This window comes from Aequorivita sp. IT1183 (assembly GCF_058068265.1).
In genome coordinates, this window is the sequence record NZ_JBYRHS010000002.1 from 52,142 (window position 1) to 78,455 (window position 26,314).

Annotated in this window: 22 protein-coding genes; 1 reads left to right on the forward strand and 21 read right to left on the reverse strand. The window is 34.4% G+C overall.

All coding sequences use genetic code 11. The annotated features are described in order from the left end of the window. Nucleotides 1-649 precede the first annotated feature (649 nt). Genes AC3RVF_RS03105 through AC3RVF_RS03115 form a run of 3 tightly spaced genes read right to left on the reverse strand, consistent with a single transcriptional unit; the run spans nucleotide 650 to nucleotide 7,684 of the window. Entirely contained in the window at nucleotides 650-3,262 is a 2,613-nt protein-coding gene (locus AC3RVF_RS03105; RefSeq protein ID WP_489692720.1) for a S9 family peptidase, read from the reverse strand. 1 nt (nucleotide 3,263) lies between these two features. After that, nucleotides 3,264-4,673, reverse strand: coding sequence for a RagB/SusD family nutrient uptake outer membrane protein (locus AC3RVF_RS03110; RefSeq protein ID WP_489692721.1), 1,410 nt, complete (start codon nucleotides 4,671-4,673; stop codon nucleotides 3,264-3,266). A gap of 11 nt (nucleotides 4,674-4,684) precedes the next feature. After that, entirely contained in the window at nucleotides 4,685-7,684 is a 3,000-nt protein-coding gene (locus AC3RVF_RS03115; protein WP_489692722.1) for a SusC/RagA family TonB-linked outer membrane protein, read from the reverse strand. A gap of 564 nt (nucleotides 7,685-8,248) precedes the next feature. On the opposite strand from AC3RVF_RS03115, the gene AC3RVF_RS03120 reads away from it, so the two are divergent. After that, nucleotides 8,249-8,566, forward strand: coding sequence for a hypothetical protein (locus AC3RVF_RS03120; protein WP_489692723.1), 318 nt, complete (start codon nucleotides 8,249-8,251; stop codon nucleotides 8,564-8,566). Nucleotides 8,567-8,964: 398 nt separating this feature from the next. Here the strand turns inward: AC3RVF_RS03120 and AC3RVF_RS03125 are convergent, their stop codons facing one another. The 18 genes from AC3RVF_RS03125 to AC3RVF_RS03210 form a co-directional block, all read right to left on the reverse strand. Continuing rightward, nucleotides 8,965-9,567, reverse strand: a complete 603-nt coding sequence (locus AC3RVF_RS03125) for an acetyltransferase (protein WP_489692724.1) — start codon at nucleotides 9,565-9,567, stop codon at nucleotides 8,965-8,967. A gap of 131 nt (nucleotides 9,568-9,698) precedes the next feature. Beyond that, nucleotides 9,699-10,304, reverse strand: a complete 606-nt coding sequence (locus AC3RVF_RS03130) for a sugar transferase (RefSeq protein ID WP_489692725.1) — start codon at nucleotides 10,302-10,304, stop codon at nucleotides 9,699-9,701. Then, nucleotides 10,297-11,475, reverse strand: a complete 1,179-nt coding sequence (locus AC3RVF_RS03135; protein ID WP_489692726.1) for a glycosyltransferase family 4 protein — start codon at nucleotides 11,473-11,475, stop codon at nucleotides 10,297-10,299. Before AC3RVF_RS03135 ends, AC3RVF_RS03130 begins: the two co-directional genes overlap by 8 nt. 31 nt (nucleotides 11,476-11,506) lie before the next feature. Further along, on the reverse strand, nucleotides 11,507-12,646 hold the full coding sequence (gene wecB / locus AC3RVF_RS03140; RefSeq protein ID WP_489692727.1) for a non-hydrolyzing UDP-N-acetylglucosamine 2-epimerase: 1,140 nt from the start codon (nucleotides 12,644-12,646) through the stop codon (nucleotides 11,507-11,509). A gap of 81 nt (nucleotides 12,647-12,727) precedes the next feature. Beyond that, complete coding sequence (locus AC3RVF_RS03145; RefSeq protein WP_489692728.1) at nucleotides 12,728-13,006, reverse strand: GxxExxY protein; 279 nt, start codon at nucleotides 13,004-13,006, stop codon at nucleotides 12,728-12,730. A 208-nt stretch (nucleotides 13,007-13,214) separates the two neighbouring features. After that, the gene (locus tag AC3RVF_RS03150) at nucleotides 13,215-14,333 is read right to left on the reverse strand and encodes a polysaccharide biosynthesis C-terminal domain-containing protein (RefSeq protein WP_489692729.1); all 1,119 of its coding nucleotides are present in this window, start codon (nucleotides 14,331-14,333) and stop codon (nucleotides 13,215-13,217) included. 128 nt (nucleotides 14,334-14,461) lie between these two features. Then, entirely contained in the window at nucleotides 14,462-14,881 is a 420-nt protein-coding gene (locus AC3RVF_RS03155; RefSeq protein ID WP_489692730.1) for a WxcM-like domain-containing protein, read from the reverse strand. A 110-nt stretch (nucleotides 14,882-14,991) separates the two neighbouring features. Next, a complete protein-coding gene (locus tag AC3RVF_RS03160) occupies nucleotides 14,992-16,002 on the reverse strand; it encodes a polysaccharide biosynthesis protein (protein WP_489692731.1) in 1,011 nt (336 codons plus the stop codon). Further along, entirely contained in the window at nucleotides 15,986-17,008 is a 1,023-nt protein-coding gene (locus tag AC3RVF_RS03165) for a glycosyltransferase (protein ID WP_489692732.1), read from the reverse strand. Before AC3RVF_RS03165 ends, AC3RVF_RS03160 begins: the two co-directional genes overlap by 17 nt. Nucleotides 17,009-17,050: 42 nt before the next feature. After that, nucleotides 17,051-18,304 (reverse strand): hypothetical protein, encoded by a 1,254-nt coding sequence (locus tag AC3RVF_RS03170; RefSeq protein WP_489692733.1) that lies wholly within the window; start codon nucleotides 18,302-18,304, stop codon nucleotides 17,051-17,053. After that, nucleotides 18,301-19,095: a polysaccharide deacetylase family protein gene (locus tag AC3RVF_RS03175; protein ID WP_489692734.1), complete on the reverse strand. Its 795-nt coding sequence runs from the start codon at nucleotides 19,093-19,095 to the stop codon at nucleotides 18,301-18,303. Before AC3RVF_RS03175 ends, AC3RVF_RS03170 begins: the two co-directional genes overlap by 4 nt. Before the next feature lie 2 nt (nucleotides 19,096-19,097). Next, nucleotides 19,098-20,084: a GNAT family N-acetyltransferase gene (locus tag AC3RVF_RS03180; RefSeq protein WP_489692735.1), complete on the reverse strand. Its 987-nt coding sequence runs from the start codon at nucleotides 20,082-20,084 to the stop codon at nucleotides 19,098-19,100. Nucleotides 20,085-20,091: 7 nt separating this feature from the next. Continuing rightward, nucleotides 20,092-21,252, reverse strand: coding sequence for a glycosyltransferase (locus AC3RVF_RS03185; RefSeq protein WP_489692736.1), 1,161 nt, complete (start codon nucleotides 21,250-21,252; stop codon nucleotides 20,092-20,094). Continuing rightward, a complete protein-coding gene (locus AC3RVF_RS03190) occupies nucleotides 21,252-22,403 on the reverse strand; it encodes a hypothetical protein (protein WP_489692737.1) in 1,152 nt (383 codons plus the stop codon). Before AC3RVF_RS03190 ends, AC3RVF_RS03185 begins: the two co-directional genes overlap by 1 nt. Nucleotide 22,404: 1 nt before the next feature. Continuing rightward, on the reverse strand, nucleotides 22,405-23,655 hold the full coding sequence (locus AC3RVF_RS03195) for a CDP-glycerol glycerophosphotransferase family protein (protein WP_489692738.1): 1,251 nt from the start codon (nucleotides 23,653-23,655) through the stop codon (nucleotides 22,405-22,407). Between the two features lie 8 nt (nucleotides 23,656-23,663). Then, nucleotides 23,664-24,299: a hypothetical protein gene (locus AC3RVF_RS03200; RefSeq protein WP_489692739.1), complete on the reverse strand. Its 636-nt coding sequence runs from the start codon at nucleotides 24,297-24,299 to the stop codon at nucleotides 23,664-23,666. After that, entirely contained in the window at nucleotides 24,296-25,384 is a 1,089-nt protein-coding gene (locus tag AC3RVF_RS03205) for a hypothetical protein (RefSeq protein WP_489692740.1), read from the reverse strand. The genes AC3RVF_RS03200 and AC3RVF_RS03205 overlap by 4 nt, the downstream gene beginning before the upstream one ends. Before the next feature lie 18 nt (nucleotides 25,385-25,402). After that, a complete protein-coding gene (locus tag AC3RVF_RS03210; RefSeq protein ID WP_489692741.1) occupies nucleotides 25,403-26,302 on the reverse strand; it encodes a glycosyltransferase in 900 nt (299 codons plus the stop codon). Nucleotides 26,303-26,314: the final 12 nt, after the last annotated feature.

The following is a 26,314-nucleotide window of genomic DNA, read 5'->3' on the forward strand; positions in this document are numbered from 1 at the left end:
GATTCGTTTTCATTAGCACTTCGACTGCGCTCAGTGTGACAAGCTAACCACCCAGAAAAATTACTTAATCAGACATTATGTTAAAACAAGGGGTTCGACTCCCCTTCGGCTACGCTCAGGACAGGCTACTCACCCTGACATATTTCTGGGAATTTGGATTCATTTAAAGTAGGAAACAAAGGTGACCGAGTGAATTTCAGCAAGCGAAGCGGAGCTAAAATTTGTATCGAGGTTAGCGGATTGTGGGAACGAAATCGAAATTGAAATCGAAAAGTTACTTCGGGAATACGGAAATACTCGTATTAGGTGGTGGGATTTGTGGGTGCGTTTTCATAAGCACTTCGACTGCCCTTCGACTGCCCTTCGACTGCGCTCAGGACGGGCTGCTCACCCTGACATATTTCTGGGATTTGTGGGCGCGTTTTCATAAGCACTTCGACTGCGCTCAGTGTGACATTGTTGTTTAATTGGTAATAGGGATTTATTTAAAGTAAGAAACAAAGGTGACCGAGTGAATTTTAGCTCGCGCAGCGGAGCTAAAATTTATATCGAGGTTATCGGATTGGGCACTCGGGCCCCTCGATACACCCTCCTGCGTCGGGCACTCGGGGACCTTTGGGTGGTGACTATGTAGATGTTTAGGGTTATTTTATATTGGTTTTAGGTATTTTGCGAACCAATCAGAAATTCGCTTGGTAACATCTTTTTGATTTTTGGGTTTTAATAGAGCGTGGCTTTCATTGGGATAGTAGAGGAAAGTTACGTCTTTACCTAATCTACGGAGGGCGAGGTAAAATTCGATATTTTGGCGGACATCGATATGCACGTCTTCGGCACCGGACCAAAGCAAGATTGGGGTGCTAACATTTTGTACATGATGCATGGGCGAGTTTCTGTTATAGGCTTCCGGATTATCGAAATAGGAAACTCCCATCCGCCATTGATGTTCCTCAAACCACCAGCTATTAGGGTGGCCAGTGTACCCACCGATAGATAGGTAGAAGCTTAGAAAATTTGTGACTCCGGCACTTGAAACAACTGCGGCAAACATATCTGTTTGGGTGGCGATAAATGCCGCTTCATAACCACCATATGATTGGCCCTGCAACCCCAATCGGGTTTTATCGACCCTTCCAGATTTTAGAACGGTTTCCATTGCAGCGGTTACACATTGCAAGGCGGAAACTCCAGGGTCGCCAAGTTTGTAAACAATATCTGGATACAGTACAAAATATCCTTGGGCGGTATATAATCTAGGGTTGAATCCGTCGCTATTATAATTAGAGGGGGTGTTATATAAATGAAATTTTTTTGATAAGCGCTCATATACGTGTACTATCATTGGATATTGTTTTCCTTCTTTATAATTATCGGGATACATCAATATACCTTGCAAATCTCGCCCATCAAAACTTTTGTAATTGATTAATTCCTGCCTAGGGCTGACAAAATCTTTATAATGCGAATTGCTTTGATATAGCAAAGACTCCTTGCCATCTTCTAATAAATATATTCTTTTGGGAATATCAAAGGATTCTTCCTCGATAATATAGCTAGCTTTATCTTTTGCTTTTTTAAGATTAGCTATTTTAGTCTTTTTTGTGAAGAGTGGGTTTATTCCTTTTGAATTCCAGATATAGTAGCCAGATCCTTTAGGCCCTGTTGCTTCTAAAATAATATCGTTCTCAGTATCTAATACGTCTAATGAAAATTTGCCGAAACGTTGAAAAGGAAATTGTTCAAATTGTGTATCGTAAACTCTGAAAGCTGTTTCTTCTTCCCTACCATTTGTAATTCTATGAGCCTCCCTTCCATCTGTAGCGACCTTCCAAATGTCAAATTCGTCATAGACATAGACCCATTTACTATCTGTACTCCAACCGGCAAATCCATATAACCAGAAATTTAAGTTTGAAGCGCGATCCAATACTTCCATTTTAAAAGGAATATTAACCGATACATCGGTATGGGCATCGGTAAGGATATTGTAAACCCACCATTTTTCATCTTTGTAATAGGCAATAGATTCACCATTGGGGGAACCGAATTTATTATTATATGAAGTTACATGCTCCTTTAGCATTAGCGTTTTCTCTTTGGTTGTTAGATCCATAATATAGAAATCGGCATCGCCACGAGATTTGAAAGTGGGTTCATATTGTTTCTCGTTGAACATTAGTGCATAGTTTTCTTCGGGCAAGAGAAAGGCAGTAGGTAGGTCTCCATCTGCAATTTGGAGCACCTCCTTTTTTAATGGGTTCCATTGGGTGAGCCAGGGGCCAAATACTGGATCGGCATTTTTTAATTGTCTCGGGACTATCCATTTATCATCTCCTTTCCAAACTTGGACGTTGTTTTTAAGAGAATCTAGATCACGTTGTAAATAGGTTTTGGGGCGAATATTAAAGAAAATGCGTTCGCCATCTGCAGCATAGAATAATTCATCCCTTGCAGAAATATAGGTGTTGGTTGGGAAATCTTTAAGCCAGGTTGGATTGAGAGAGGTTAAGCTTGGCGTATTGCCATTTCGAAATTCGTAAAGTGTAGCGCTATATGTTTTTTCGTCGGTGTCCTTAAATTCCTCCATAAATGCCAGACCCGTACTTTGATTGTTCCAAATCATATTTGAAAAGCTACTTTTTTCGCTACTTAAAAGCACTATTCTTTTATGGGACTCGGTATTTAAAATTTCAATTGAATTACTCTTTTCTGTATTTGTTGCAATAGCTGCCCACTCACCATTTGGTGAGAATGCAAACCAGTCTATATTTTTTAGTTTAGTAGTTTTTGCTGTTTCCAGATCGATCAATGAGAAATCACCGTTTTTCTCCAATATGCCAGCATAATGGCCGTTAGCGGAATAATAGAAGAGTTCTAATTCTGGAAAACTCTTAGTTTCTTCGGTAATAAGATTTATTAAATGAAGGGTTCTATTGGGCTCAAAATTAAAGATCCACTTTGAATTCTTACTGAATTCGTATTCTACGGCGTGTTTATATTTCATTGTTTTTTGAGATTGGGTATTTAGTACCATTAGGGAATCAACAGTTCCTGGAAATTGAAGTCGCCACGCCGTCCAATTACCATCGTTGGAAATAACTGGATTATAAAGTATATTCCATTTATCGTAATCTTTCTCCGTTATAACTTTCTTGTTTACAGCCTGCCCAAAAATTGGGCAGACTGCTATCAAAAACAAGAAAATGAAAAAAAATACTTGGCTAAATTTTGGTCTATGGGCGTTATTTATTTGAATAGCCATATTAATATCCTGGGTTTTGGGGTTGGAGATTTGGATTAAGATTTAATTCCATTTCTGGGATTGGGAGTAATGTGTCTGTATTTCGCCAGTTGGGTTTTATGGGGCCGAGAAATACACTTGCTCTTGCTGTTCTTTTTAAATCGAACCAACGTTCCCCCTGTTCTGTAAATAACTCGTGGCGACGTTCTTTTTCTATTGCTAAAAGCAATTCAGATTGTGTGGTTGCTGTTGTTGGGGTTAGGTTTGCGCGGGTTCGGATACTATTTAAATCGGCTATTGCGCCATTTAAATCGCCTAAATAAACCCGAGCTTCGGCACGAATTAAATACTGTTCGGCCAACCTTAGTATGATGGAATATTCATTGCCACTACCCTGCCGTACTTTGTATTTATACGGGTGGTAGTAGGTATTCCCTCCTACCGAGACCTCCCCTACCCAATTAGTTTTTCTACTATCGTTTGCTTCAAATGAAGAAATAAAATCTTGACTTAGCGCCACAAAAGATGGAGCACCTACAAAAATAAAGGTAGCGGCTTCCCAAGTATTGTTTCCCGATTCTGGTTTAAGTTGCCAGATTGTGGAAAGGCTGTTTTTGGTAAAGACTAATTCGGTTGATTCGCCTAAGTTTAATGTACCGCTATTAATTAGTTCAGTTGCCTGTGCAGCAGCTGAGGCGTAGTCTTTTTGGTAGAGAAATACACGAGCCAAGAACGCAGTGGCGGCAAGTGCCGAGGGCTTTGTGCGTTCATTGCTCAAGCCTTGTAAAGTGAGGAAAAATTTTGCTTCTAATAAATCCTGAACTAAAAGTGGATACACTTCACTTTCTGGAAGGCGACTAACGTCCTTATTTATTTTATAATCGGTGGTAGTGATATAGGGAATATCGCCAAAGAGTTGTAGTAAATGGAAATGAAGATATGCTCTTATAAAGAGGGCTTCACCTTGAAATTTTTCTTTATCTGTTTCAGAAAGATTTATAGCGGATTGCACTCCTTCCAATATGCTATTGGTGACATAAATTAAATTATAGGTATCGTTCCAAATGGTAGCTACTTCAGTATTGGTTGCCAACACGCTATGGCGATAAAATGCATCGGTATTTTCGCCGGGAACGCCATAGTAATCCAATTCATCGGCATATACACCCATTAAAACGCTAAGACCATTCGTCTGCCCTGTAGTTAGCACATCGTCGCGTAGCTTGGCATAGATACTCGCAAAAGCTGCATTGACGGTGGCTACGTCTTCAAAGACTGCATTGGCTGTTAATTCTGATTGTGGAAGGTCCACTTCGATGAAACTTTCGCAGGCATAAAGTGATAAGCAGATATAAAGTAATGCGCTTGCTATCACAATTTTTTTGAAGATCCTATTGGGATATTCTGTTTGAAGTTTTATGTTGAAATTCATAGTTCCGAATTTTAGATTGTTAGTTGCAGTCCGAGTGTTATTTTTCGCAAAGGCGGTAAGAAGCCTGTAAGCTGCTCGGGATCGCCGCTTTTAAATTTGCTAAATAGTAGCAGGTTTTCCCCTTGTAAATAGATTTTGCAGGCTAGATTTTCTGAATTGCGTTTTGGTAAGGTATACGTTATGGAAGCGTTGCGTAGCCGTACAAAAGAGGCGTCGGATATGGAGGCGTCGCTAAACATATACTTAGAATACGCAATTAAAGCATCTGTGTTATAGCCTGCTGTAAATAGCTGGTTTTGTGATTCATCACCACTGTTTTGCCACTGTGTTGTAAGAAATTCAGGTTGGCTGGCCATCTGTCCAGGAGTGGCACTTCCCAAAACATAGTTATAACCGTTACGCTTGGTAAATTGGAAGAGGAAATTGAGTTCTAGATTATTAAAAGAAATGCGGTTATTTATTCCCCCATAAAACTTTGGGGAAGTATCTACTATGTACTGCCTATCCTCGGGGGCACTTATTTCGCCGTCGGCATTGTAGTCTTCAAATTGGTAAATACCAGTTTCGGGATCAACCCCAATTAGATGGTATAGTTTTTTAATACCAAGCGGCTCCCCAATAACATATTGATTGGCATGAGTGGAGCTTTCCAAATTGGGAAATGCTACAAGCTTATTTTTTGGAATTGAAAGATTTATATCGGTTGTCCAATGCCATTTCGCGGTTTTCAGGTTGATGGTATTCAGGCTCATTTCAAAACCTGAATTTTCTACTACTGCCCCTAAATTTGATTGTATGGATGAGAAACCCGTAGTTCCGGGTAGCGGAATGCCTACCAATTGGTTGGAAGAACGGTTGTTGTAATATTCCAGAACTAGATTTATTCTATCTTTTGCAAAACCAAGTTCTAGGGCGCCACTAAATTTTTTGTTCGTTTCCCATCCAAAATCGGGATTGAAAATCCTTGTAGGTTGTAAGCCGCTTATGCCATCATATATAGTACCTGTGGTGCTGTAGGTTTCCAAGTATTGATAATTACCAATTTGATCATTACCAGTAATACCGTAGCTGCCTCGTAATTTTCCGAAACTTAAAAAAGGTAGCGCGTTTTTAAACAATTCTTCTTTTCCAAACAGCCAGGCTGCGCCCACCGCTCCAAAATTAGCATATCTTCTATCAGAGCCAAAGCGGCTAGAACCATCGCGTCTGCCTGTGAGATTGAGGATATATTTATTTGAAAGGGTATAATTAATACGGCCAAAGAAAGCTTGGTATTTATATTCCGTTAGGGCATCGCGTTGTACGTTTAGGGTATTGGCTGCTGCCAAATTATAGATTAGACTATTGCTAGCAAAACCCCTTGCAAAGTGTGATAAGATATCATCCGTTTGCTTTTGATAACTAGCACCCATTAATACATCAAGTTTAGACTTACCGATACTTTTATTCCAATTTATTTGGGGTTCAAGCAACCAAGAATCTTTAGTGGCGCTATTAGTATAGATGGAGGAATAACTACTGGTTAGGCCTAGCGCTGGATCGTATTTGGTGTGTGGGTTGGTGCGGGACTCATCTAATTTTGTGGTGGTATAACCTAGGTTAGTGAGGATGGTAATGCTTGGGAATATTTTATAGGAAAGCCGAGCATTTGCAATGAGGTTGTTTCTATCAGTAAGATATTTGCCTTCCAATTGAGCCAATGGATTTGCGAAAGTGCCATTCTCAAAATTAAGCTCCCCATCAGAATTGTACAGTTGGGGGGCATTGGGTGGCAGGAATCTGGGAAGCGTGGATAAGTCTATTCCTGGGAGATCATTATTCTCGACTGCGTAGTTTACTGAAAAGTAGAGGTTAAACTTATCGTCTGTACTTGTATGATCCAGATTGCTATGAAAGGAAAGTCTTTTATAGTAAAAGTCCTGTGGATAAACCGTAGTTTCTTTATGGTATCCGCCACTTAAAAGAAAACGTGTATTGCCATTACCACCAGAAACCGTTGCTTGAGCATTTGTAAGGTAGGCAGTGCCCCCTATTAACTCTTTTTGCCAATCGGTATATCTATTTGCATCCCATGTTCCATTTACATCGTACGCATCTACCGGATACTCTGTAAACCCATCATTGGCAAACGCTTCCCTACGCATAGCCAGGTATTGATCGGTTTTCATATAGTCAATTGTTTTGGTGACGCTCCCCAAGCCGCTATATGTATTAAAACTGAATTTCGTTTTACCATCCTTTCCCTTTTTTGTAGTAATTAGCACTACCCCATTCGCGCCACGGGAACCATAGATGGCGGTGGCATCGGCATCTTTTAAAATTTCTATGCTTTCAATGTCTTGTGGGTTTAAAAGGCTAAGCGGACTTATTCTACCTCCAGGGATAGTAGTAGCACCCACATTAGAGAATCCCATTGTTTGGGAATCATAGGGAATGCCGTCTATTATATAAAGGGGATCATTACCCGCTGCAATACTATTTTGGCCTCTAATACGCACTTCATAACCGCCGCTGGCCAAACCTGTGGTTTGGGTAATTGCAACACCCGCTACCCTACCCTGCATAGCAGCTAATGGATTTGAAATGGGTTGGTTTTCTATTTCCCTAGCAGAAAGCCGTATAATACTTCCTGTTTTTTCTTTATCGGAAACTTTGTAATAGCCTGCGTTGATAACCACTTGATCTAAAGCTGTAGCATCAGGTTGCATCATAATATTGTGAATAGATACATTACCCACAGGAATTTCCTGTGTTTTGAAGCCTAAATAAGTAAACACAAGGGTATCACTGGAAAATGCTGTTACCTCATACCTACCCTCTAGATCGCTAATGCTGCCACGGGAGGAATTTTTTATTAGCACATTGACTCCGATAAGAGGGCCATCGGCATCGGTAATTGTTCCACTTATAGTTTTTTGTGGAAGGGTCTGTGAAAAAAGTGAGGAGTTGTAGGTTATAAACAGGGCAAAAGATACTGCAAGCGCAAGGCTATGCCTGTAATTATTTTTCATAATTTTGCATCGTTAAAGTGTTATACAATATTTTAACTGTAGGCCTGCTCCGATGGTCGTTCAAAACTAGGAGCGGGTCTTTTTTTGTAATGAGACGTGAGAAGCTACATCCCCCTAGCCCCCTTCGAAGGGGGGACTGGTTTATAGCTTCAATTCACCATCCTTATTATTCATAAGCAAAAGCTTTTTGGTTACAAATTAGTTGCGAAGCTTCTAGCTGGAAGAAACAGTTGCCTTGAAATAAAATTGAGTGAAGAAAAAACAATCTAGCCAAATACAAAAAGGCGCGGAACTCAACTTATTGCATAAGAGGTACTGGTATACCTTCGTACAGATAAGAGAGCCCACGCCCGGGTCGTGAGCAGTCTACTTATCATCCCGTACGATTAAAAGTACCAGTTTTCTTATGCGGGAATCAAAGCGAATGCTTCTAATAAGTTTAGAAATGCTATCGCAAAAATATTAAATGTATCTCAATACACAGATACAAAGCCAAATATAAATATAATTTTCGGTACGACCAAGCGTACCGATAATTTATTCGTAAAATAGTTAATTGCAAGAATGAAAGATGAATTAATGCCAATTATAAATATCAAAATTGCAATTAGCTTAACTAGACTTTTGGCAGCAAGTAAAAATCTTCCACTAGCCACTGACAATAGTGAAGAAATAGCTGATAGTTATAATAAGATAGCTTTAAATGCTGAACTCAGAAAGGCGACGGTCTCTGACACATTTAACGCAAAATCAGTTCCAAGTACTGCAACATTAATTCTTATTATTCAAGGAATGGGTTTTAAACTAACTGACTTTGCCCTAATTTTTGATTCACTTAGAGATAGTGATATTAAGGAATTTCAAAAGAAAAGAAGTATTTAGAACAACAACTCAGAAAAAAACCGTTGAGAATGCCGATGATAAAATGGCGGTCACTCGAACCCCTTTGATTCTGACTTTATAAGTTCTGTTCTCAGATCTATCAAGGTTTACAAACACTACAAGCCGAATAACCAGCCTCTTTAGCGTCTGACTTGCTAGTCTTTATCTTGCTTTTTTTGAGATAATGGCAAGTTTCTTTGTGAAATTTAGTTCCTGTCTTGGTAATATATACTACTTCTTGGACAGGATGAATATGAGATACTGGCGCTGGTAGCGGGGTGGCGGAAAAGCTTACGGAAAGGGAGAATGATAGAAATAGGAGAAAGAATAGTAGTTTTTTAAACATAGTGAATGCTTTTGAAGTCTAGGTGAAAATAGGACATTTAAACTAGATACAGCTAGTTCTTGTTGTACTTAATTATCCTTCCTGGATTACCGACTACTACTGCCCCATCAGGAACGTTATTTATTATTACCGCACCTGCACCAATTGTGGCCCATTTACCTATTTTTATTTCTGGAATTACACAGGCGCCAATTCCAATATGAGTGCCTTCGCCTACTGATATACCACCAGCTAAGCTAGCATTTGGGGAGATGTGAACAAAATCTCCTAAAATACAGTCGTGCTCTATTACTGCTCCAGAATTTATTATGCAATGTTCTCCAATTGTTGCACAAGCATTTATTACGGCTTTTGCCATAACTACAGTGCCATCACCAAGAGATGACCAAGATGATATACTCGCGCTTTTATGAAGTAGCAGTCCAAAGGCTTTTGGTAATTTATTAGCTACTTCCTTACGAATTCCATTATTTCCAATAGAGATAATCCAAGTCTCTCGAAGGCCAGAAAAACCATCCACGTATTTTTCTACAGGAATATGGCAGACTGCTTGCGTTTTTGGGTTATCGTCGTAGATGAGAGTGATTTTCTCTCCCATTGATTCAGCAACGTCTATTACTGATTTACAATGACCGCTGGCTCCGAATAGTATCATTATTAGGTATTAGGTATTAGGTATTAGGTATTTCCTCTTACGCTAAAGCTACAGAGGATGAAGGGGGATTAAGGAATTCGCCTTCTTTAATTGTTATAAATTTATGTAAAGTTAAAAATTTATCCTAGTAATCACTGACTACCCTTAAAACGTTGAGAGGTTACTTGGCCTTGCTGTGTGATTCCTTCGCTTTTAAATACTTTTTTTACGGTTTTAAATAGTATTTTAAAATCTAATGCGAAGCTTTGGTTTTTTACATACCAAATATCATACTCAAATTTCTGCTCCCACGAAATAGCGTTACGGCCGTTTACTTGTGCCCAGCCGGTTATGCCCGGTTTTACATCGTGGCGTTTGCGTTGGGTTTCGTTATATAAAGGTAAATATTCTGGCAATAAGGGTCTTGGGCCTACAAAACTCATATCGCCCTTTAATACATTTAATAATTGCGGCAGCTCATCTAAAGAGGTTTTCCGCACAAAACTACCAACTGCTGTAAGTCGTTTATCATCTGGTAATAATTTACCAGTAGCATCCCGTTTGTCGTTCATTGTTTTAAACTTGATAATTGTGAAAATACGTCCATCTTTCCCGGGTCTGCTTTGATAGAAGAATGGCTTTCCGTTGTTAGCGATCAATAGACCTAACCAAACTAAGAAAAATATGGGACTTATAATCAAAAGACCAAAAAAGGCGTAAAGTGAATCGAGTAGAGGTTTTATTAGGGATTTATACATTGAGTTTTTCTGCTATAAGATTGTAGCTTCTTTCTACTAAATAATCATTTTGTAGTAACGTCCACGAATTTTCTCCTAAGCCATTTAGATTATCCACGCAAAGCTTTGATATTTTGTCCTGCATACTCTGGCTATCTCCCGCTTTAACCCAATATCCACATTGTGCTTCTTCAATTACATCACCAATATCCGTGTTTACATCTGTGGCTGCTAAAACAGGCTTCTTCATTTCTAAATAGGCGAGAAGTCGCGAAGGGAAATTAGGAATTGTGAAATCCTTATGCAGAAATATCATTCCGATATCACATGCAGCCAATAAAGCATCATATTCGTTTTTTGGCAAACCTGAAAGAAGAGTTGCATTCGAGGGTTTATTAAAATTGAACCAAATTTCCAATTTTTTATATCTTGTGCCACTACCCACGACTAATATGTGAGCCAATGGTTCTTTTAAATTTGCAATTGTTTCTATTAGAAAATCTATGCCTTGGGGAATGCCCAAATTCCCACCATAAACAAATATTTTCTTATCTAAAGGAATATTGTATTTACGCTTAACCTCTTCTTTTTCCTTTGCTTCATAATTTATAAATAGCGGCTTAATTGTATTCGGGTTTACTTCTACTTTCTTTTCTGAAATACTTGGATTATGACCAAGAATAAATTTCTTATTAGCTATAGACATACAGCCGATAGTATCCGAAATCTTATATAAGGCTGTTTCTTTCTTTTCGAAATACTTGTGTAAAATCCCTCCTTTTTTCATCATACCCATATCAACGGCATTCTGAGGAAAAATATCTTTTAACAATAAATAGGTATAAGACTTATCTCGCTTTTTTATAAAGTAGATAACTTTTGAAAATGTTATTGGAGGAGTGGAATAAAGAACTAAATCAAAAGTCACATCTTTTATATTGTTTTTAATAGCAGACAAAAACTGTTTTTCTACAAGAATCTGTCCTAATCCTTTTTCAATTAAATTTGTTTTCGAAAGATTTAAAGTTTGGACATTTAATATATTGGCTTTACCTTCTTTTGAAAAAGTAGTTTTGGTTTTATGACGTCTTTCCACAGGAGTCACAATATAGACATTATGACCTTGCTCAATAAAGTGATTTAAAAGATCTTGATAAATACCTCTGGTTTTTAGAGTGGTAATATTTACCATAGTAAGAAATAGAACGTCCATAAATTATTTCTTAATTATTTTCCTTCCAAACTGTTCTGTTAATGTAATCAATATAGGAAATAATAATCCGTACTACCTTATCAGAAACATTCGGCATGCTGTAATCTGCAACTCTTCTAAAATTCCGGGTTTCACCCAACTCTTGACTCTGCAATTGAATTAAACTTTGAGCGATTCGTTCCGTATTTAAGCCTACCATCATCACAGATGCTTCTTCCATGGCTTCTGGCCGTTCATGAGCATCACGAATGTTTAACGCTCTAAAATTTAAAATAGAAGATTCCTCGCTGATTGTGCCAGAATCTGACAAAACAGCAAAAGAATTCTTCTGTAAGGCATTATAATCATGAAATCCTAAAGGTTTAAGAAACTGAATATTCTTATGTGTTTCTACCTTTTTCTTTTCTATCATATTGCGAGTACGAGGGTGGGTGGAAACAATAACAGGATAATTGTATTGTTCAGCAATAGTGTTTAGACTATCTATCAAACCTTGGAAGTTTTTTTCTGAGCTTATATTTTCTTCTCTATGTGCAGATACAACAAAATATTTATGTTTTTCCAAATTTAATTTAGACAAAACTTCGGATGCTTCTATTTGAGGCAGATAATGATTTAAAACCTCAAACATAGGGGAACCTGTTTTTATAATTCTATCTGCAGGCAAGCCTTCGCGTAATAAATATTCCCTGGCTATGTCGCTATAGGTTAAGTTTATATCGCTAACGTGATCAACAATTTTTCTATTTGTTTCTTCTGGTACGCGTTGGTCGAAACATCTATTGCCTGCTTCCATATGAAAGATAGGAATTTTGCGTTTTTTGGCGGCAATGGCACATAGGCAGGAGTTGGTATCACCTAGAACCAAAAAGGCATCCGGGTTAACTTCTTCCAAAACGGGGTCTATGTTTATTAAAATTTGACCAGCAGTTGTTGTAGCGTTTGTACCAGCGGCATTTAGGAAGTGGTCTGGTTTGCGGATGCCGAGGTCTTCGAAAAAGACTTCGTTTAATTCATAGTCGTAGTTTTGACCTGTATGGACTAAGATATGCTCAATGGCTTCGGAAGAATCCAAAGCGATAATAACTCTTGACAGTCTAATAATCTCAGGACGGGTGCCAACCACCGTCATTACTTTCAATTTTTTCATTATAAAATTTATTTCTCGCTGATCTACGCTAATTTAAGGTGCAGATTTTCGCTGATTTTGTTCGATACTGTTTGAGGAGCTTTATAAATTATTTACAACTCGTTTTATACTTTCATCAATCTTAGATGTATTGAAATTCACCCATATTCTTAATTTTCTATTGGATAGCTTTAAATATGTTAATAGCTGTTTATAATGTACATCCATTAAATTCTCAACAGACTTTACTTCTATTATTACTTTATCTTCTACCAAAATATCTATACGAAAACCTATATCTAATTTGATGGTTTGGTATTCAAACGGCAATCCTAACTGAGAATGTATCGATAAATCTTCTTTCCTAAGTTCATAAGCCAACGCCGATTCATATGCAGATTCTAATAAACCTGACCGAGTGCATTATAGACTTTAAATATTGCGCCTCTGATTATATATGAAAGGTCATTCTCCGTCATAACACTTTATTCTCTCTTTCTCGCAGATCGTCGCAGATCTAAAAACCGCAGATTACCGCTGATTTTATTTTATATCCGTGTAAATCTGCGAGTAACTCTTAAACGCAAAGTTACACTTCTTCAAAATAAGTATCCGCATCATTCTCATCATAAAACTCATTTATCCAGAAATTAGTGTACAATATCTCGTCGCCAATGTTCTTGATATTATGGGTGTACCATATTGGCATATCTACATAAGCAGGTTCTTCTCCATCTAAATAGAAATCTAAAACTTCATCAGTTCCTATCTTTCTTAATTGAATTAATGCCTTTCCTTTAATTACCGCAAAGCGTTCGATTTTGCGGGTGTGGTAATGGTTTCCTCTGGTTATTCTTGGAACGGTTGTAGAAAAGGACACCTGTCCTCCTACTCCTAGGCGAATTACCTCCACAAAAGAGCCTCTGGGATCTGTATGTTGTTTAAATTTTACAGGAAAGTAATTTGCAACATCCATATAACAACGATAGGTGTTGAATAAATTTAATTCAAAAGTGTTGTTTATTGTGGGGATTTCTCCTTTATCTTGATATTGGGATTTATAATTTTGAAGTAGATTGAGTAATTTAGATACTTTGGCTTCTGAAGTATGTGCTACGTTTAAAGAGGCTATATTTTTTTTCTCTTGGATTACTTTTAATATTTCTGCCACCAGTTCGCCCACATAGATTAGCTTTAAATCGCCATCAACTTGAATTTCTGGAGTTTCTCCGTTTGCTATTTGATGTGAGAATGTAGCTACTACTGAGTTATAATATGGGTGACCAAACGGGCCAAAAACATTTGGAATTATCATCCCTGTAAAAGTGGCTTGCGCTTCTTTTGCCCATTGAACAAATAGCTCTCTTCCTTCTTTTTTGGATTTACCGTAGGGATTATCACGCTCTTCTTGAGAGGAAGAAGACATAATTAATTGAGCTTTGCTTTCCGTACGCTTTAAAGAAGCTATTAGTTTTTCAACTAGCTCAACATTAGTTTTATATATAACATCGGGATCATTGTGGCGATTCATGGCAGCTAAGTGCACTATCACATCACATTTTGAAACGAAAGCATCTAAATCGTTTTCATTTTTGAAATGATCTTTTTGAAATTCGATTCTTTCAAATTCCTTGGGATGAAGGCCTAAGGAGTTGTACAAATGTGTACCAACAAATCCGTGTTGACCAGTTATTCCTATTCTTAACATATTATATTCTTTTATTGTTTCCCGCAGATGGTTTATTTTTCGCTGATGGCCGCAGATTTAAAAACCGCAGATTTTCGCAGAGTGTATTTATTAATTGAACAAATCTACAAGAACCAATTTACGAGATACTATTCATTAAAATAACCAATCTCAAATCTATATTCATCTTTAATCTCCCCTATTAAATAATCTGCCATTACTAATAATTTAGAACCTAATTCTATCGATTGGATCTTGCTGACATATCCTTTAGGCACGCAGAGTACATCAAGATTTTTGGAAAATAACTCAAACGATAGAGGCTTGCAATCCTTGGAAGGATTCTCCCAATCATCTATTTCTATTAAACTTATTTTAAATGAGCCACTGACAGCTGAGAACCAACGACATTCAATTTTGTGCCCTTGCCAGCCTCTTATTGTTTCGGAGCTGAAGTTTTCAATAGTATAGATGCGTTTTATATCTGATAAATCGAAAGCGTTATTAAAACAAAGCCGGCCTCTATCATCAGTATGTTGTCCGCCTTTTATGATGTTTGGTACTTCCATTGTGATTTTCTATTTCTCGCTGATTATCGCAGATTTAAAAACCGCAGATTTTCGCAGATTATTATTTCCTAGCCTGGCAAATCTGCGAGTCAATCTGCGAGAACCGTTTTTTAAGATTTCATCATTTGCTGAACAATCGGTAGTCCTTTCAAAAGCGTCTTCATCCCTTCCACATCCTGTTGTTCTGTATTATGGGAGTTGTAATCTTCAATCTCTGAAATTGCCGACTCTCCTTCCGAAAAGTATCTTGCATAATTAAGATCTCTATTATCCGCAGGAATTCTATAAAAGCCACCCATATCCTCAGCTTTAATCATCTCCTCGCGAGTACAAAGTGTTTCATATAATTTTTCACCGTGTCGTGTACCAATAATCTTTATTTCATTATCCGCATTGCAAAGCTCTTTTAATGCTTGCGCCAAATCTCCAATAGTTCCAGCTGGGGCTTTGTTCACAAACAAATCTCCCGCATTACCATTTTCAAAAGCAAAAAGCACCAATTCTACCGCTTCTTCTAAAGACATTAGGAAACGTGTCATATTAGGATCTGTTATTGTAATTGGATTCCCATTCTTTATTTGTTGTAAAAACAAAGGAATAACTGAACCTCTAGAAGCCATTACGTTTCCATATCGGGTTAGACAAACTGTAGTTTTATTCAAATTACGTGAAGCAGCTACGGCTACCTTTTCCATTAGTGCCTTTGAAATCCCCATAGCATTAATTGGATAAGCAGCTTTATCTGTACTCAGACAAATAACTTTTTGAACATTGTTCGTATCCGCAGCATCAATGACGTTTTGTGTGCCAAATACATTGGTGCGGGTAGCTTCAATTGGGAAAAATTCACAGGATGGTACTTGCTTCAACGCAGCAGCATGAAATACATAATCTACCCCGCGCATTGCACGCTCTATACTATCGTAGTTACGAACATCACCGATATAAAATTTAAGCTTGTCATTTTTTAATGTAGTACGCATGGCGTCCTGTTTCTTTTCATCGCGACTAAATATGCGAATTTCCTTAAACTGATCAGTATGTAAAAAGCGGTTTAAAACAGCATTTCCAAAAGAGCCTGTGCCTCCCGTAATTAAGAGAATTTTATTTTGTATTTTCATTGCTTATTAATTCAATTAGAGCATTCATTTGATTGTCTATTTTTAATATAGAAGTGGTGGTATTATTTTTTAATCCTTTTTCCATTTGCTGTGCGATGCTCTCTACTGAATATGGATTAAAAATTAATGAAGGAATACACACTCCATGCATATAAGGTAAATCAGCCCCGATAATTTTACACCCAGCTCCAATTCCCTCAATTAAACCGAGACCAAAACTTTCAGAGAGTGACGGGAAAATCAAAAATTCTGATGTTTCATAAAATGTTTTTAAATCACTTGGTTTTAAATAGCCCAAATTTAAAATTGGATACCCCTCCTCTCTCATCTTACTTATTTCCTTAACAAGATTTGGAAATTCATCTCCAACGGTTAAAATGAGTTGACCTTTATTATTGTTGTTATAAAATAATTTAAATGCCTCAAGTAAATTTAGATGATTCTTATGAGATGCTCCTGAGCTAACATATAAGAACGTTCCTCTATTTTTTGATTGTATTTTATAATTGAATGGTTTGTAAAAAGGAAGAACAATTACTTTATCAATGTCAAAAGTCCTAAACTTTTCTTTGAAACTATCTTTAATAATATCTGACTGTAGGAGTAGGTAAGTCGTGTTTTTAAGTAACACCTTAAAAATTAATGATTTTAATTTAAGTAAACTTTTATCCTTTAAAGATAATGTTTGTGGTTGTGAAATATATAATCGCTGATGTAAATACGTATATATAGGTATGTTATGTATATTTATAGGAGGAGGTAAATTTCCAAAGCATAAAACCTTTGTAAATTTGGATTTATGCTTAAGATAAAATCTAAATCTATTTATAGTGCTTGCCTCTAAATAAAATGATCTGTCACTCGGAATCGTTTTAAAATCGCCAATACATCTTTTATCAAAAAGATAAAATACATTTAACTGATTTCTTTCAAATTCTTCAACCAAATAATCTAACAAAACTTTCCCTCCTAAATTATTGATATATAATGCATCTAACAAAATCATAATTTCAATCTGTTATAAGGGTTGTTATTTCTATGCATATAATTATTTTGAAAGTTTATTGTTTTTCTTGAAAAATAGAAGCAATAGAGTAAACGTAGTAAAGAAGATAACACTATATCTATTCTTGGTAATTACAGGAGCGCCAATTGAAGATATGATAGAAAATACTAATAATATAAATAAATACTTACCCTCCATCGTAAATAAGTTTTTTAAGGATAACTTTATATGTCTTATAAAAAACCATAGTAGAAGAACAATTCCAAAAAAACCAGCAATTAAGAAAACTTCCATATAGGCATTATCTACAACCCCGACATTAGACAAACCATAACCAATTGGATAAGCCTGCATAATAAAATCATCCTTTTTTTCTATTGTCCCTATTCCAGAATCACTGAATCTTCCTCCAGTAAGAGTCCAAATAAAATCGTTATTTTCGCTCCCGCCTGATATCAATGTCGTAAATCTATTATAACCTGACCAAGAATCGGAAATATTAGAGTTTACAAGGTAAAAGAATGACATCATTAAAATTCCAAAAAATACGAGCATTGGCATGAACAATTTCTTCTTTGTAAAAAAAATAAAACTAAGAAGAAATAAAGCTACACCGAATAAAAAGGCCTTAGAAATTGTAACAATCCCACCAATTATGACAAAAATAACGGCAATCATATAAAAGATCTTTGTCCTTTTTTGTATATATAAATATAGAAATGAGAATAATGCTAAGGAATATACTGCTCCCGCTTCAAAAGGAGTGCTAAAAATACCGGTATATCTTCCCATTTTTAAAGATCGAGATGAAACTGAATCTTCTATTGCCGATACTGTTGGAAGAAAAGGTTTTACGATAGTATTATCTTCAAAAGTAATTTGATGTAAAACAATTAATGATGCTATGCCTGTAAGCACTAATATAAGCTTACTTATTTTTACCAACACATCTCTAATTTCTTGAGACGAATAATTATAATATTTTGTAGATATGGTAAACATCACAGCAATTGGGAGAAAAAACCTGTCTATTTGTCCAACTACGTAGCGTGAAAATTCAAATGTATCTCTAAAAGCACCTACTAAAAATGAAAAGATTATAAACATTACAAAGCCATAAATTACAACCTTGATGTTATGAATTAATAAAAATGATTTTTTTCTTAAAACAATAGGCCAAGCCAAAATGAAAAAACTATAAACAACCAATTGTTCAACCCTTATAATGTCAAATAAATATATCCCAAATGAAGATATAATAAACAACAATGCAGGATTTCTTATTAAATTTTTCATTTCCAAACGGTACTTTTATCTATCAAACGATCTATATAATATCGATAATCTCTTTTTCCTGATAATTTACTCGCAAACTCTTCTATAGAATCCTTATTTGACATCTCACAACGAGGTAAAAGAAAATTATTTTTCGAAACCGTTCCCCACAATGTAGAACAAAGATTTTTTAAATCTGTATTTTCGTAGGCATAATTATTTATAAACGACGAAAGTGCACCTTTTTGACCATTTGGATATGCAAATGAATTTACTTTAATTTTTAATTTACTTTCGAGAAATTGAATGCTTTCAGTTAATTCTTTAATCTGATCTTTTTTATTAATCCGACTAATCATTTGATGAGTTTTAGTATGTGAGCCAATTTCCATACCGGCGTCTATAATCATATTCAAATCATCAGTGTTCATCATTTCTAAATTCTCATAAAGCATATGTCCTTTGGAGCTCTTGAACCGTATATGATCATTAATATAATTTGTAGAAATATAAAAAGTGGCTTTAAAGTTATATCTTTTTAAAATGGGTAAAACTATCTTAAAATTATCATAATAACCATCATCAAATGTGATAAAAACAATTTTTTCTTTTGATATATGTTCATTTAATTCGGACAATACTGGACAGGTATACCCGTGATCTTTTAACCATTTCATTTGAGCTTCGAATAATGCTTCTGTATGGCTTGATGGATTGTCATTATTGACTGAATGATAATATATAATTCTGGGCTTAACATTTTTATTATAACGCCAAATAAAATTCAAAAAATATTTAGTTACTTGTTTCATTTTCAAAAAGTATCAATTTCAAGATAAGACATAGCCCAATTCTTTTTATCTGAATAAAAACTATAAGTGGCAGTATTATCAACCAAAAGCTTTGTGCCAAAATTTAAATGATAATTCATCGGGTTTGGAAAAAAAAACTTTTTTAAATAAAAATTGAAAAATGGATGATTGTTATGCACATAAGTATATGTTAAACTAGGTTGTTCTTTTTGAAAAAGTTCTTTTATCAACCTTCCAAAGTTGATGTATTTTTTTTCTTGTAAAAATACTTCTCCAATGATTAATTCTTTTATTTTTCCTTTAAAAGTAATTTTGTAAATAATACATCCTCCTTTATTGCTGACAATATTATAATTAGCACTTTTATTAGCTAAACGCCACTTCAAAAATTGTTTTGTTATTCGAGTTTGGATATAGTCAGAAAAAAATAATTCTCTCTGGTTTAACAATTTTTCGTCAATTTTTTCCCATAATTTCTCTTCTGACAATTTAATCGTATTAAAAGCTTTATTTTTTTGAGTCGATTTAAAATGTTGAATACAATCAATAGGTTTATTCACATGTGTTAATCGGTGAAATCCTTTTAAATATTTCCAACCTAATTTTTCATATCCTAATTTAGAGGCGTCCACAGAAACGTTAAATATCCCTTTATAACCCAACTCTTTTGAAATTTCAATAAATTTTAGATTTAATTTGGTGAAAATCCCTCTTCTTCTATAGTCGGGATGTACACAGGTATTATGGAATTGAATAACTTCAAAATTTAAATCATTGAATTTTAGTGGCCACCAAATCCCCCCTCTTGACCCAATTATTTTATTATTCACCCTTGCCACAACCATTAATGCTTTTGTCTCTTTAAAAGCCCACATTGTGCTCTCTTTAGTTTCTTCTATATCTAAATTCCAAACCAAGCAATAAAGTTTTGCTAACTCTTCAAACTCATGGTCTTTCAAATTATCAATTACAATTTTATCGTTATTCATACTTAAGTTAATTTAACGTGTTAATCACTTTAGCATACATCAGCTTAAATTTTTTGTCCCAGGTGACATCTGCTAGTATTTTTTCATAGCTCTGAATTGGGATTTCTTGTTTTAATGCTAATTCACACGATTTAATAAATTCTATAGCATCATCTGTCGTTTTATAATAAACGCCTTTTTCGGCAAACGCAGAAAGTGAACTCAAATTACACCCCACTATAGGCAAATGAGCCGCCATATATTCAAAAAATTTCAATGGAAAAACGCCTTTTGAAAATTCACTATTTTTATAGGGTAAGATTCCTAAATCCATTATACTTAATGATTTTGAAACTTCATTTGGAGGAATTGACCCCACCAACTTCACATGTGCTAATTTTTTTAAACTCAAAAAAGCTTTTGACTTTTTCACTTTTTCTTCAATGGGGCCTATCACGTATATTTCCCAATCATTTTTAATAATAGCAATTTCATTCAATAATTCTATATCAATTTTATTTGCTTGTAATGATCCTAAAAAACATATTTTGGGCTGTATATTATCTCTATTAATTGATTTTTCTTTGAAAAAATCTGGATCAAAGCCATGTTCAATTAAATAACATTCATTTTCTGAAATTTTTTCAACTTTTCTTTTTAAAAAAGAAGAACTAGAAAATTGAATTTTAGTGTTTTTTATAATTTCTTTTTCAGAGTAACTGGTGATATAATCAAAAAAGTACTTGGTAAGCCCCTTTTTGTCTTTATTTGTCCAATTATCCGTACAGTCATAAACAGAGGTTACCCATTTATTCTTTTGTTGAGTAAGGCTGGAAAATCTATGCAAGGTATACCATAATATTACATTATGATCTTCTTTTACAATTCCTAGGACTTTTTTTAAAATTTTATGCTGGAGTATTGGTATATATGAAATTAAGTATTGAAAATCAGAAATTTCAATTTGAACTATTTTCCCAACATAGGTTTTATAACATGATGGCAGTTTAGGATATGAAAATTGCCCTAACTTTCTTATATTCTTCACTGATGGATTAAAGTAAATCCAATATATTTTTTTAGCGTTTGGATCACTTGCCAAATATTCTAAAAGACGCCTACGTCTGTAAATAATATTGTCATTTTCAAGTTTAGGTCCGCCAATAATAAGATGCGTATAATTACTCATTATTTTATTATTATTCCTTTTAATATAACATCCTTTAACCTACATAACTCATAAGTCCTAGCTGTTAATGTAGAAGCATCATAGTTATTCACATTCATCAATTTCTCTTCAAAGTTATAATGCCGTTTTAATTGCACATTTATCCAAAATTCAGAAGTTTTTATTAATTTAATCTCTTCTAAAGAAGATAATTTTTCCAGTGAAAAAGGAACTTCAAAACCGGGAGGGTTATATGGAAACCCGTAATAATTTTCTATCTCAAGAGATTTAGAATAATTTTCAGATAAAATGAAGTTAGTGATTTCTTCAATAATGCTTGTTTGCCAAAATTTATCATCAGGAAAATTACTTTTTAAAAGTGCAAACGCATAGGTGTTAAATGAATGATACCCTATAGACTTCCAATATATTTTTGAAGATAGTCTTATATTATTTTTTTTCTTACTGTTTCTTTTTAGAAGGTTCTCCAAAAACCAAGAAAAATGATAATATAACTCATTTAAGCGAGACCTACCATCTAATTTATTAATAATGGCATGATATATTAATCCATTCTCATAAAGAAAAATATTTTTTGGAACATTCTCTATAAAGCCATTAATTCTATTTTTAATTTCTTCTTTACCCTCAATTTCGAAATTAATTAAAAATGATGAACATGCTGCAAACCAAAGCTGATGGTTGAAAGTTTGGTCTATTCTTAGAGTACTTCCATTAACATCAAGTCTTTTCCACACGCCAGAAGAAGCAATAAATTTATGCTTGAAGAAAACCTCTGCGGCAACTTTAACATATTTTAAATCATCCAGAACATTTGATGCTTCACACAAAGATTCAATAGTCCAAGCGGCACCAATCACCCCATTACACTTATCGGTTCCTTTTTGATTTCTATGCCAGAAAGAAGCCTTATGAGGTCTTGAATCTGGACTTACTAAATATTCAGCAGCTCGCTTAACGGCTTCTTTATACAAAATATCGCCCGTTATAGAATAGGCTTTAGAAAATATAATTAGCCAATGCCCTGTATTTCGTACTGGAGTTTCGTCTTCTAAATAAGGACCATTATTCCCATGAGGCATTTCTCCCTTTTCTTTTTGTAGGGCAAGCCCTTTTCTTGCAATTTTTTCAATTAATTCTAATCCATTCATATTAAATCTCTCTAATGTTATTTATTAATGAAATCACCCTTTCTGCAGATTTAGCATCTTGGTAAGTATGAATTTTGTTCCGCAATACCTCTCTCTTTTCAATAAAATTATCTATGCCTTCGTTTAAAGCTTTTAATTCTTTACAAAATTCATAAAAAGAATTTATCGCTGGCCCTGGCAAATATTTGTAATAATCATACAAAAATCCGTTTTGTTCTGAAAAATACTCATAGTCATACGGAATAAAAAGTAACGGTCTATTTAAAAGCAAAAAGTCATGGTAAAGGGCTGAATAATCAGAGATTAAAATATCTATAAATGGGATTAACGAATTTACATCTGGAAAGGTTTTATGAGTTGACAATCTAATGTACTTTGAGCTTGCAGTTAATTCTGAAAAGAGTTTCTTTAAATTAGGTTTTTCCAACTCCGTCACATGAGGTCTAAGAAGCAATAATATTTTATGTGTTTCCACAAAATCAATTAATTCGGATTGGCTAAAGTCGTTGAATGGAAAAAACTCTGTATGACCTCTCCCATGCCTCCAACTTGGACCATAAAGAACTACCTTATTAGGTGCCATATCTCCTAAGTAATTATCCCAATTCTGCTTATCACTTTTACGAGGCTGGAGTAAATTATCATTTCGGGGGTAACCTGTTACCGCATGCTTCTCAATTCCTAGTTGGAGACATTCTTCTTGTAATTCTGAGATAAATTGAGAGGTTGAAATAGCAAATTTTATTAAACCAGACTCTCTATTTCTTTCAATTTTTTCTTTTGCTGATATTTTATGTCCCAGTCTTGCAAATCTTACCCTTTTCACTGATCTTCCGTGCCTAAGAGCAATAAGTTTCATTTTATGATGAACCGCAAAGGGATCTATAAATAAATCACGCAAACTATCTGTAAAGAAGCCTGCTCTTGCTTTTAACATTACTCTAAATCCGCTAAAACCCAATGTAAATGCCACTGGCATATTTTCTTCTTTCAGTTGTTTATAAATATTTATATTTCTTGTAACCCAAACGGGAGATAAATCTTTTCTGTTTGCATATACCCATTCGTATAAATGTTTGCTATTATCACCATACCAATATCCATTCATCGCGCCAAATAAAATCAAGTCTTTGTCTGGCTTGACGATTTTGAGAAGATTTTTTATAAAAAACTGAATGAATTTTCGAATAATACTTATTTTACATAGACGTATTATTATTTTATCTAGGTTTGAGTAAATTTTATTATTCATTATAAAGTTCAGTTAATATCATTCTTAATATAAGTTGTAATTTCAGTAATAGATAAATCTTTTGTAATATAAATTTTTTTCAAATTTTGATTGCTCAAAGAGTATCTTTTAGCAGATAAGTAGTAGGCCTTACGTTTTATAGATGCATCTTGCTTTGTTGCATATTGCCCTCCGGCTCTTTCAAAACTTAGATCAGAATCTGGCAATAGCACATATAAATACTCAATACGAATAAAAAAGTAACAATATAATTCTGCCCAGAAATAACGTAATGGGTATTCTATTACAAATCGTACGAGATTTACTTTTCTTAATCTATTTCTCAATAATAACTCATATTTAAGAGCCATTCTATCAATTGGGTGTCTATCGTAAATTACTGTCTGGGCTTTATACTTAAATCTTTGAACGTTTTCTATTAATTCAAAAGGGTAAAATATAAAATACTGTCCTACAATATTAAATAAATAACCAAATTTTGATAAAAATTTCCAGGCCTTTAAAGCAATGGTCGTTGATTTTAATAAATGGTTGCGATCTTTTACTGCGTGTAATACAATCGCACTATTATCTAGTTGTGTTCTTAGCTGGTTACAAATCGTAGATTTTCCAGAGCCATCCGGACCAGAAATACCTATTCTCATTTGCCTAATATATCTTCTGCTATTAATTTCCAGTTAATTTTATCGTTTTTAGAAGAAAGACTCACGTTATAGCATTCTATATCTTTAAAAGCCTTAGCCATAATTTTCTTCTCTTCATCAACTAAGTTTTTAAATTCGTTATACCATAATGAAAACTCAGGAAAAAGTGCATCACGTGCTGCACATAATGAAAGTATTTCGGAGTTCCATTCATAATTTCCAATACTAAACGACTGATTAGCAATTTCCTCTGAAGCTCCTTTTTCAATGGAGTGGTTGGACAAATCATTTAATTTTTTCAGGTAAAATATTTTTGAAAGTTGAGCTTTATTTTGAACAATAACTTCTGGGTATAATTGATTGATGTGATAATGTTTTACAGGAATCATCGTTAAATAATCTACTAGGTATTTTATTTTTCTATTTGCATATAAATACTTACTCGCATATTTACCAATACTTATCTTAATCGAGTCTTTAAAACTTTTATTCTTTAAGAAAAAATCTTTATTCGTGCTTTTTATTACAACATATCGAGGATATGATAATATAATTCCTTGAGGATTTAACCATAATTTATCATCACTTATGAAATCAGCACCTTTTTCCAATAGTTTTAAACATAAATCGGTTTTTCCAGCTCCCTTCCATGCTGGCATTAGATAGGCATCCCCTTTTAAAGACACACAAGATGAATGCACCAGTATAAATTTGCTTTTTAAAAATTCGAGCCTCAACTTTAAATCTACAATTTTATTAAAAACCATTTTATTAAAGCTTTTCTCAAATGAAAAATGCTTTTGCTGATGTATGGGAATTGTACCATCACAGGACATTACATGCCCTTTATATTTAACAATAAATTTATTTTGATCTCTTTTAAACTCTATATCACCATCTTTTAAATGCCCCCCAAACACATCATTTTCTATATGATTTTCTACATATATGTTAAATGAATTTGTCTCTATATTCTCAATAGCTTGAAAGGATTTAAACTGAAAATTAATGTAATCGACTAAGGGCCCTTTTCCTGAAACAGAAAATGAAATTAAATTGTGTACTGAGAAGAAAGTCTCACTCATGAAATGATATGTGAAAAGTTATACATTTATTAAACTTGCTTTTATTTTGTAAAGAATAGCCAATCGAATATTTAAGTTTGCAAGTTCTCGCTTGAATGCATAATTATACATTTTCTTTAACTTTAACAATATAACACTCCGGTCTTCTTCCTTTGCCTCGTGTTGTAAGTTCTCGTACATAAATATCTCATATCGGTTATTCCAAAAGAAATTATTTGGTTTTCCAATGTTTAGGTCATTATTAATCTGTCGTTTAGCATGTCTATTTTTATCTAAAGATATACTAAAAGGGTTTTTTCGATGTACCCCCATATTTTCATTTATAAAATATACTCTTCCCTTTATTCTTAAGTAATTGATCAAAAACATGTGCGCTCCAGGCAAAAGCTTATAAAATACAGGGAAGTAATTTGCTAAATCTGCTCTAAAAACTATGCTTAATACCGAAATGTATCTTTTATAATTAATAAATTCTTCAAGAGTAGGATCTATAAGTGGGGAAGGATAAAAATTTTCTTTTTTTTCTACGTCTTCCCAAACAATTTCAACATTATGACCACAAAATGAATATTCCAAATTTCTTTCTAAAAAATCTACCTGTTTTTGTAGCTTATATGGGTCTGTCCAATAATCATCACCATCACATAAAGCAATATATTTTCCTTTACATTGTCCTATTGCAAAGGAAAAGTTTTTCATCACTCCTTTATTTTTAATATGTTTAGTATAATTTATCCAAAAACCATTTGGATTCGTCTCAATTATATTTTTTATTATTTGTTCTGTATTGTCAGGTGAGTTGTCATCTGCAACGATAAGTTGTACTTGAAAATCGCCTTGCTGCATTAAAATACTTTCAACAGCTTCCTTTATATAATCTGAATGATTATACGTGAGCATTACTACACTAATTAACATAAAACTAGAATT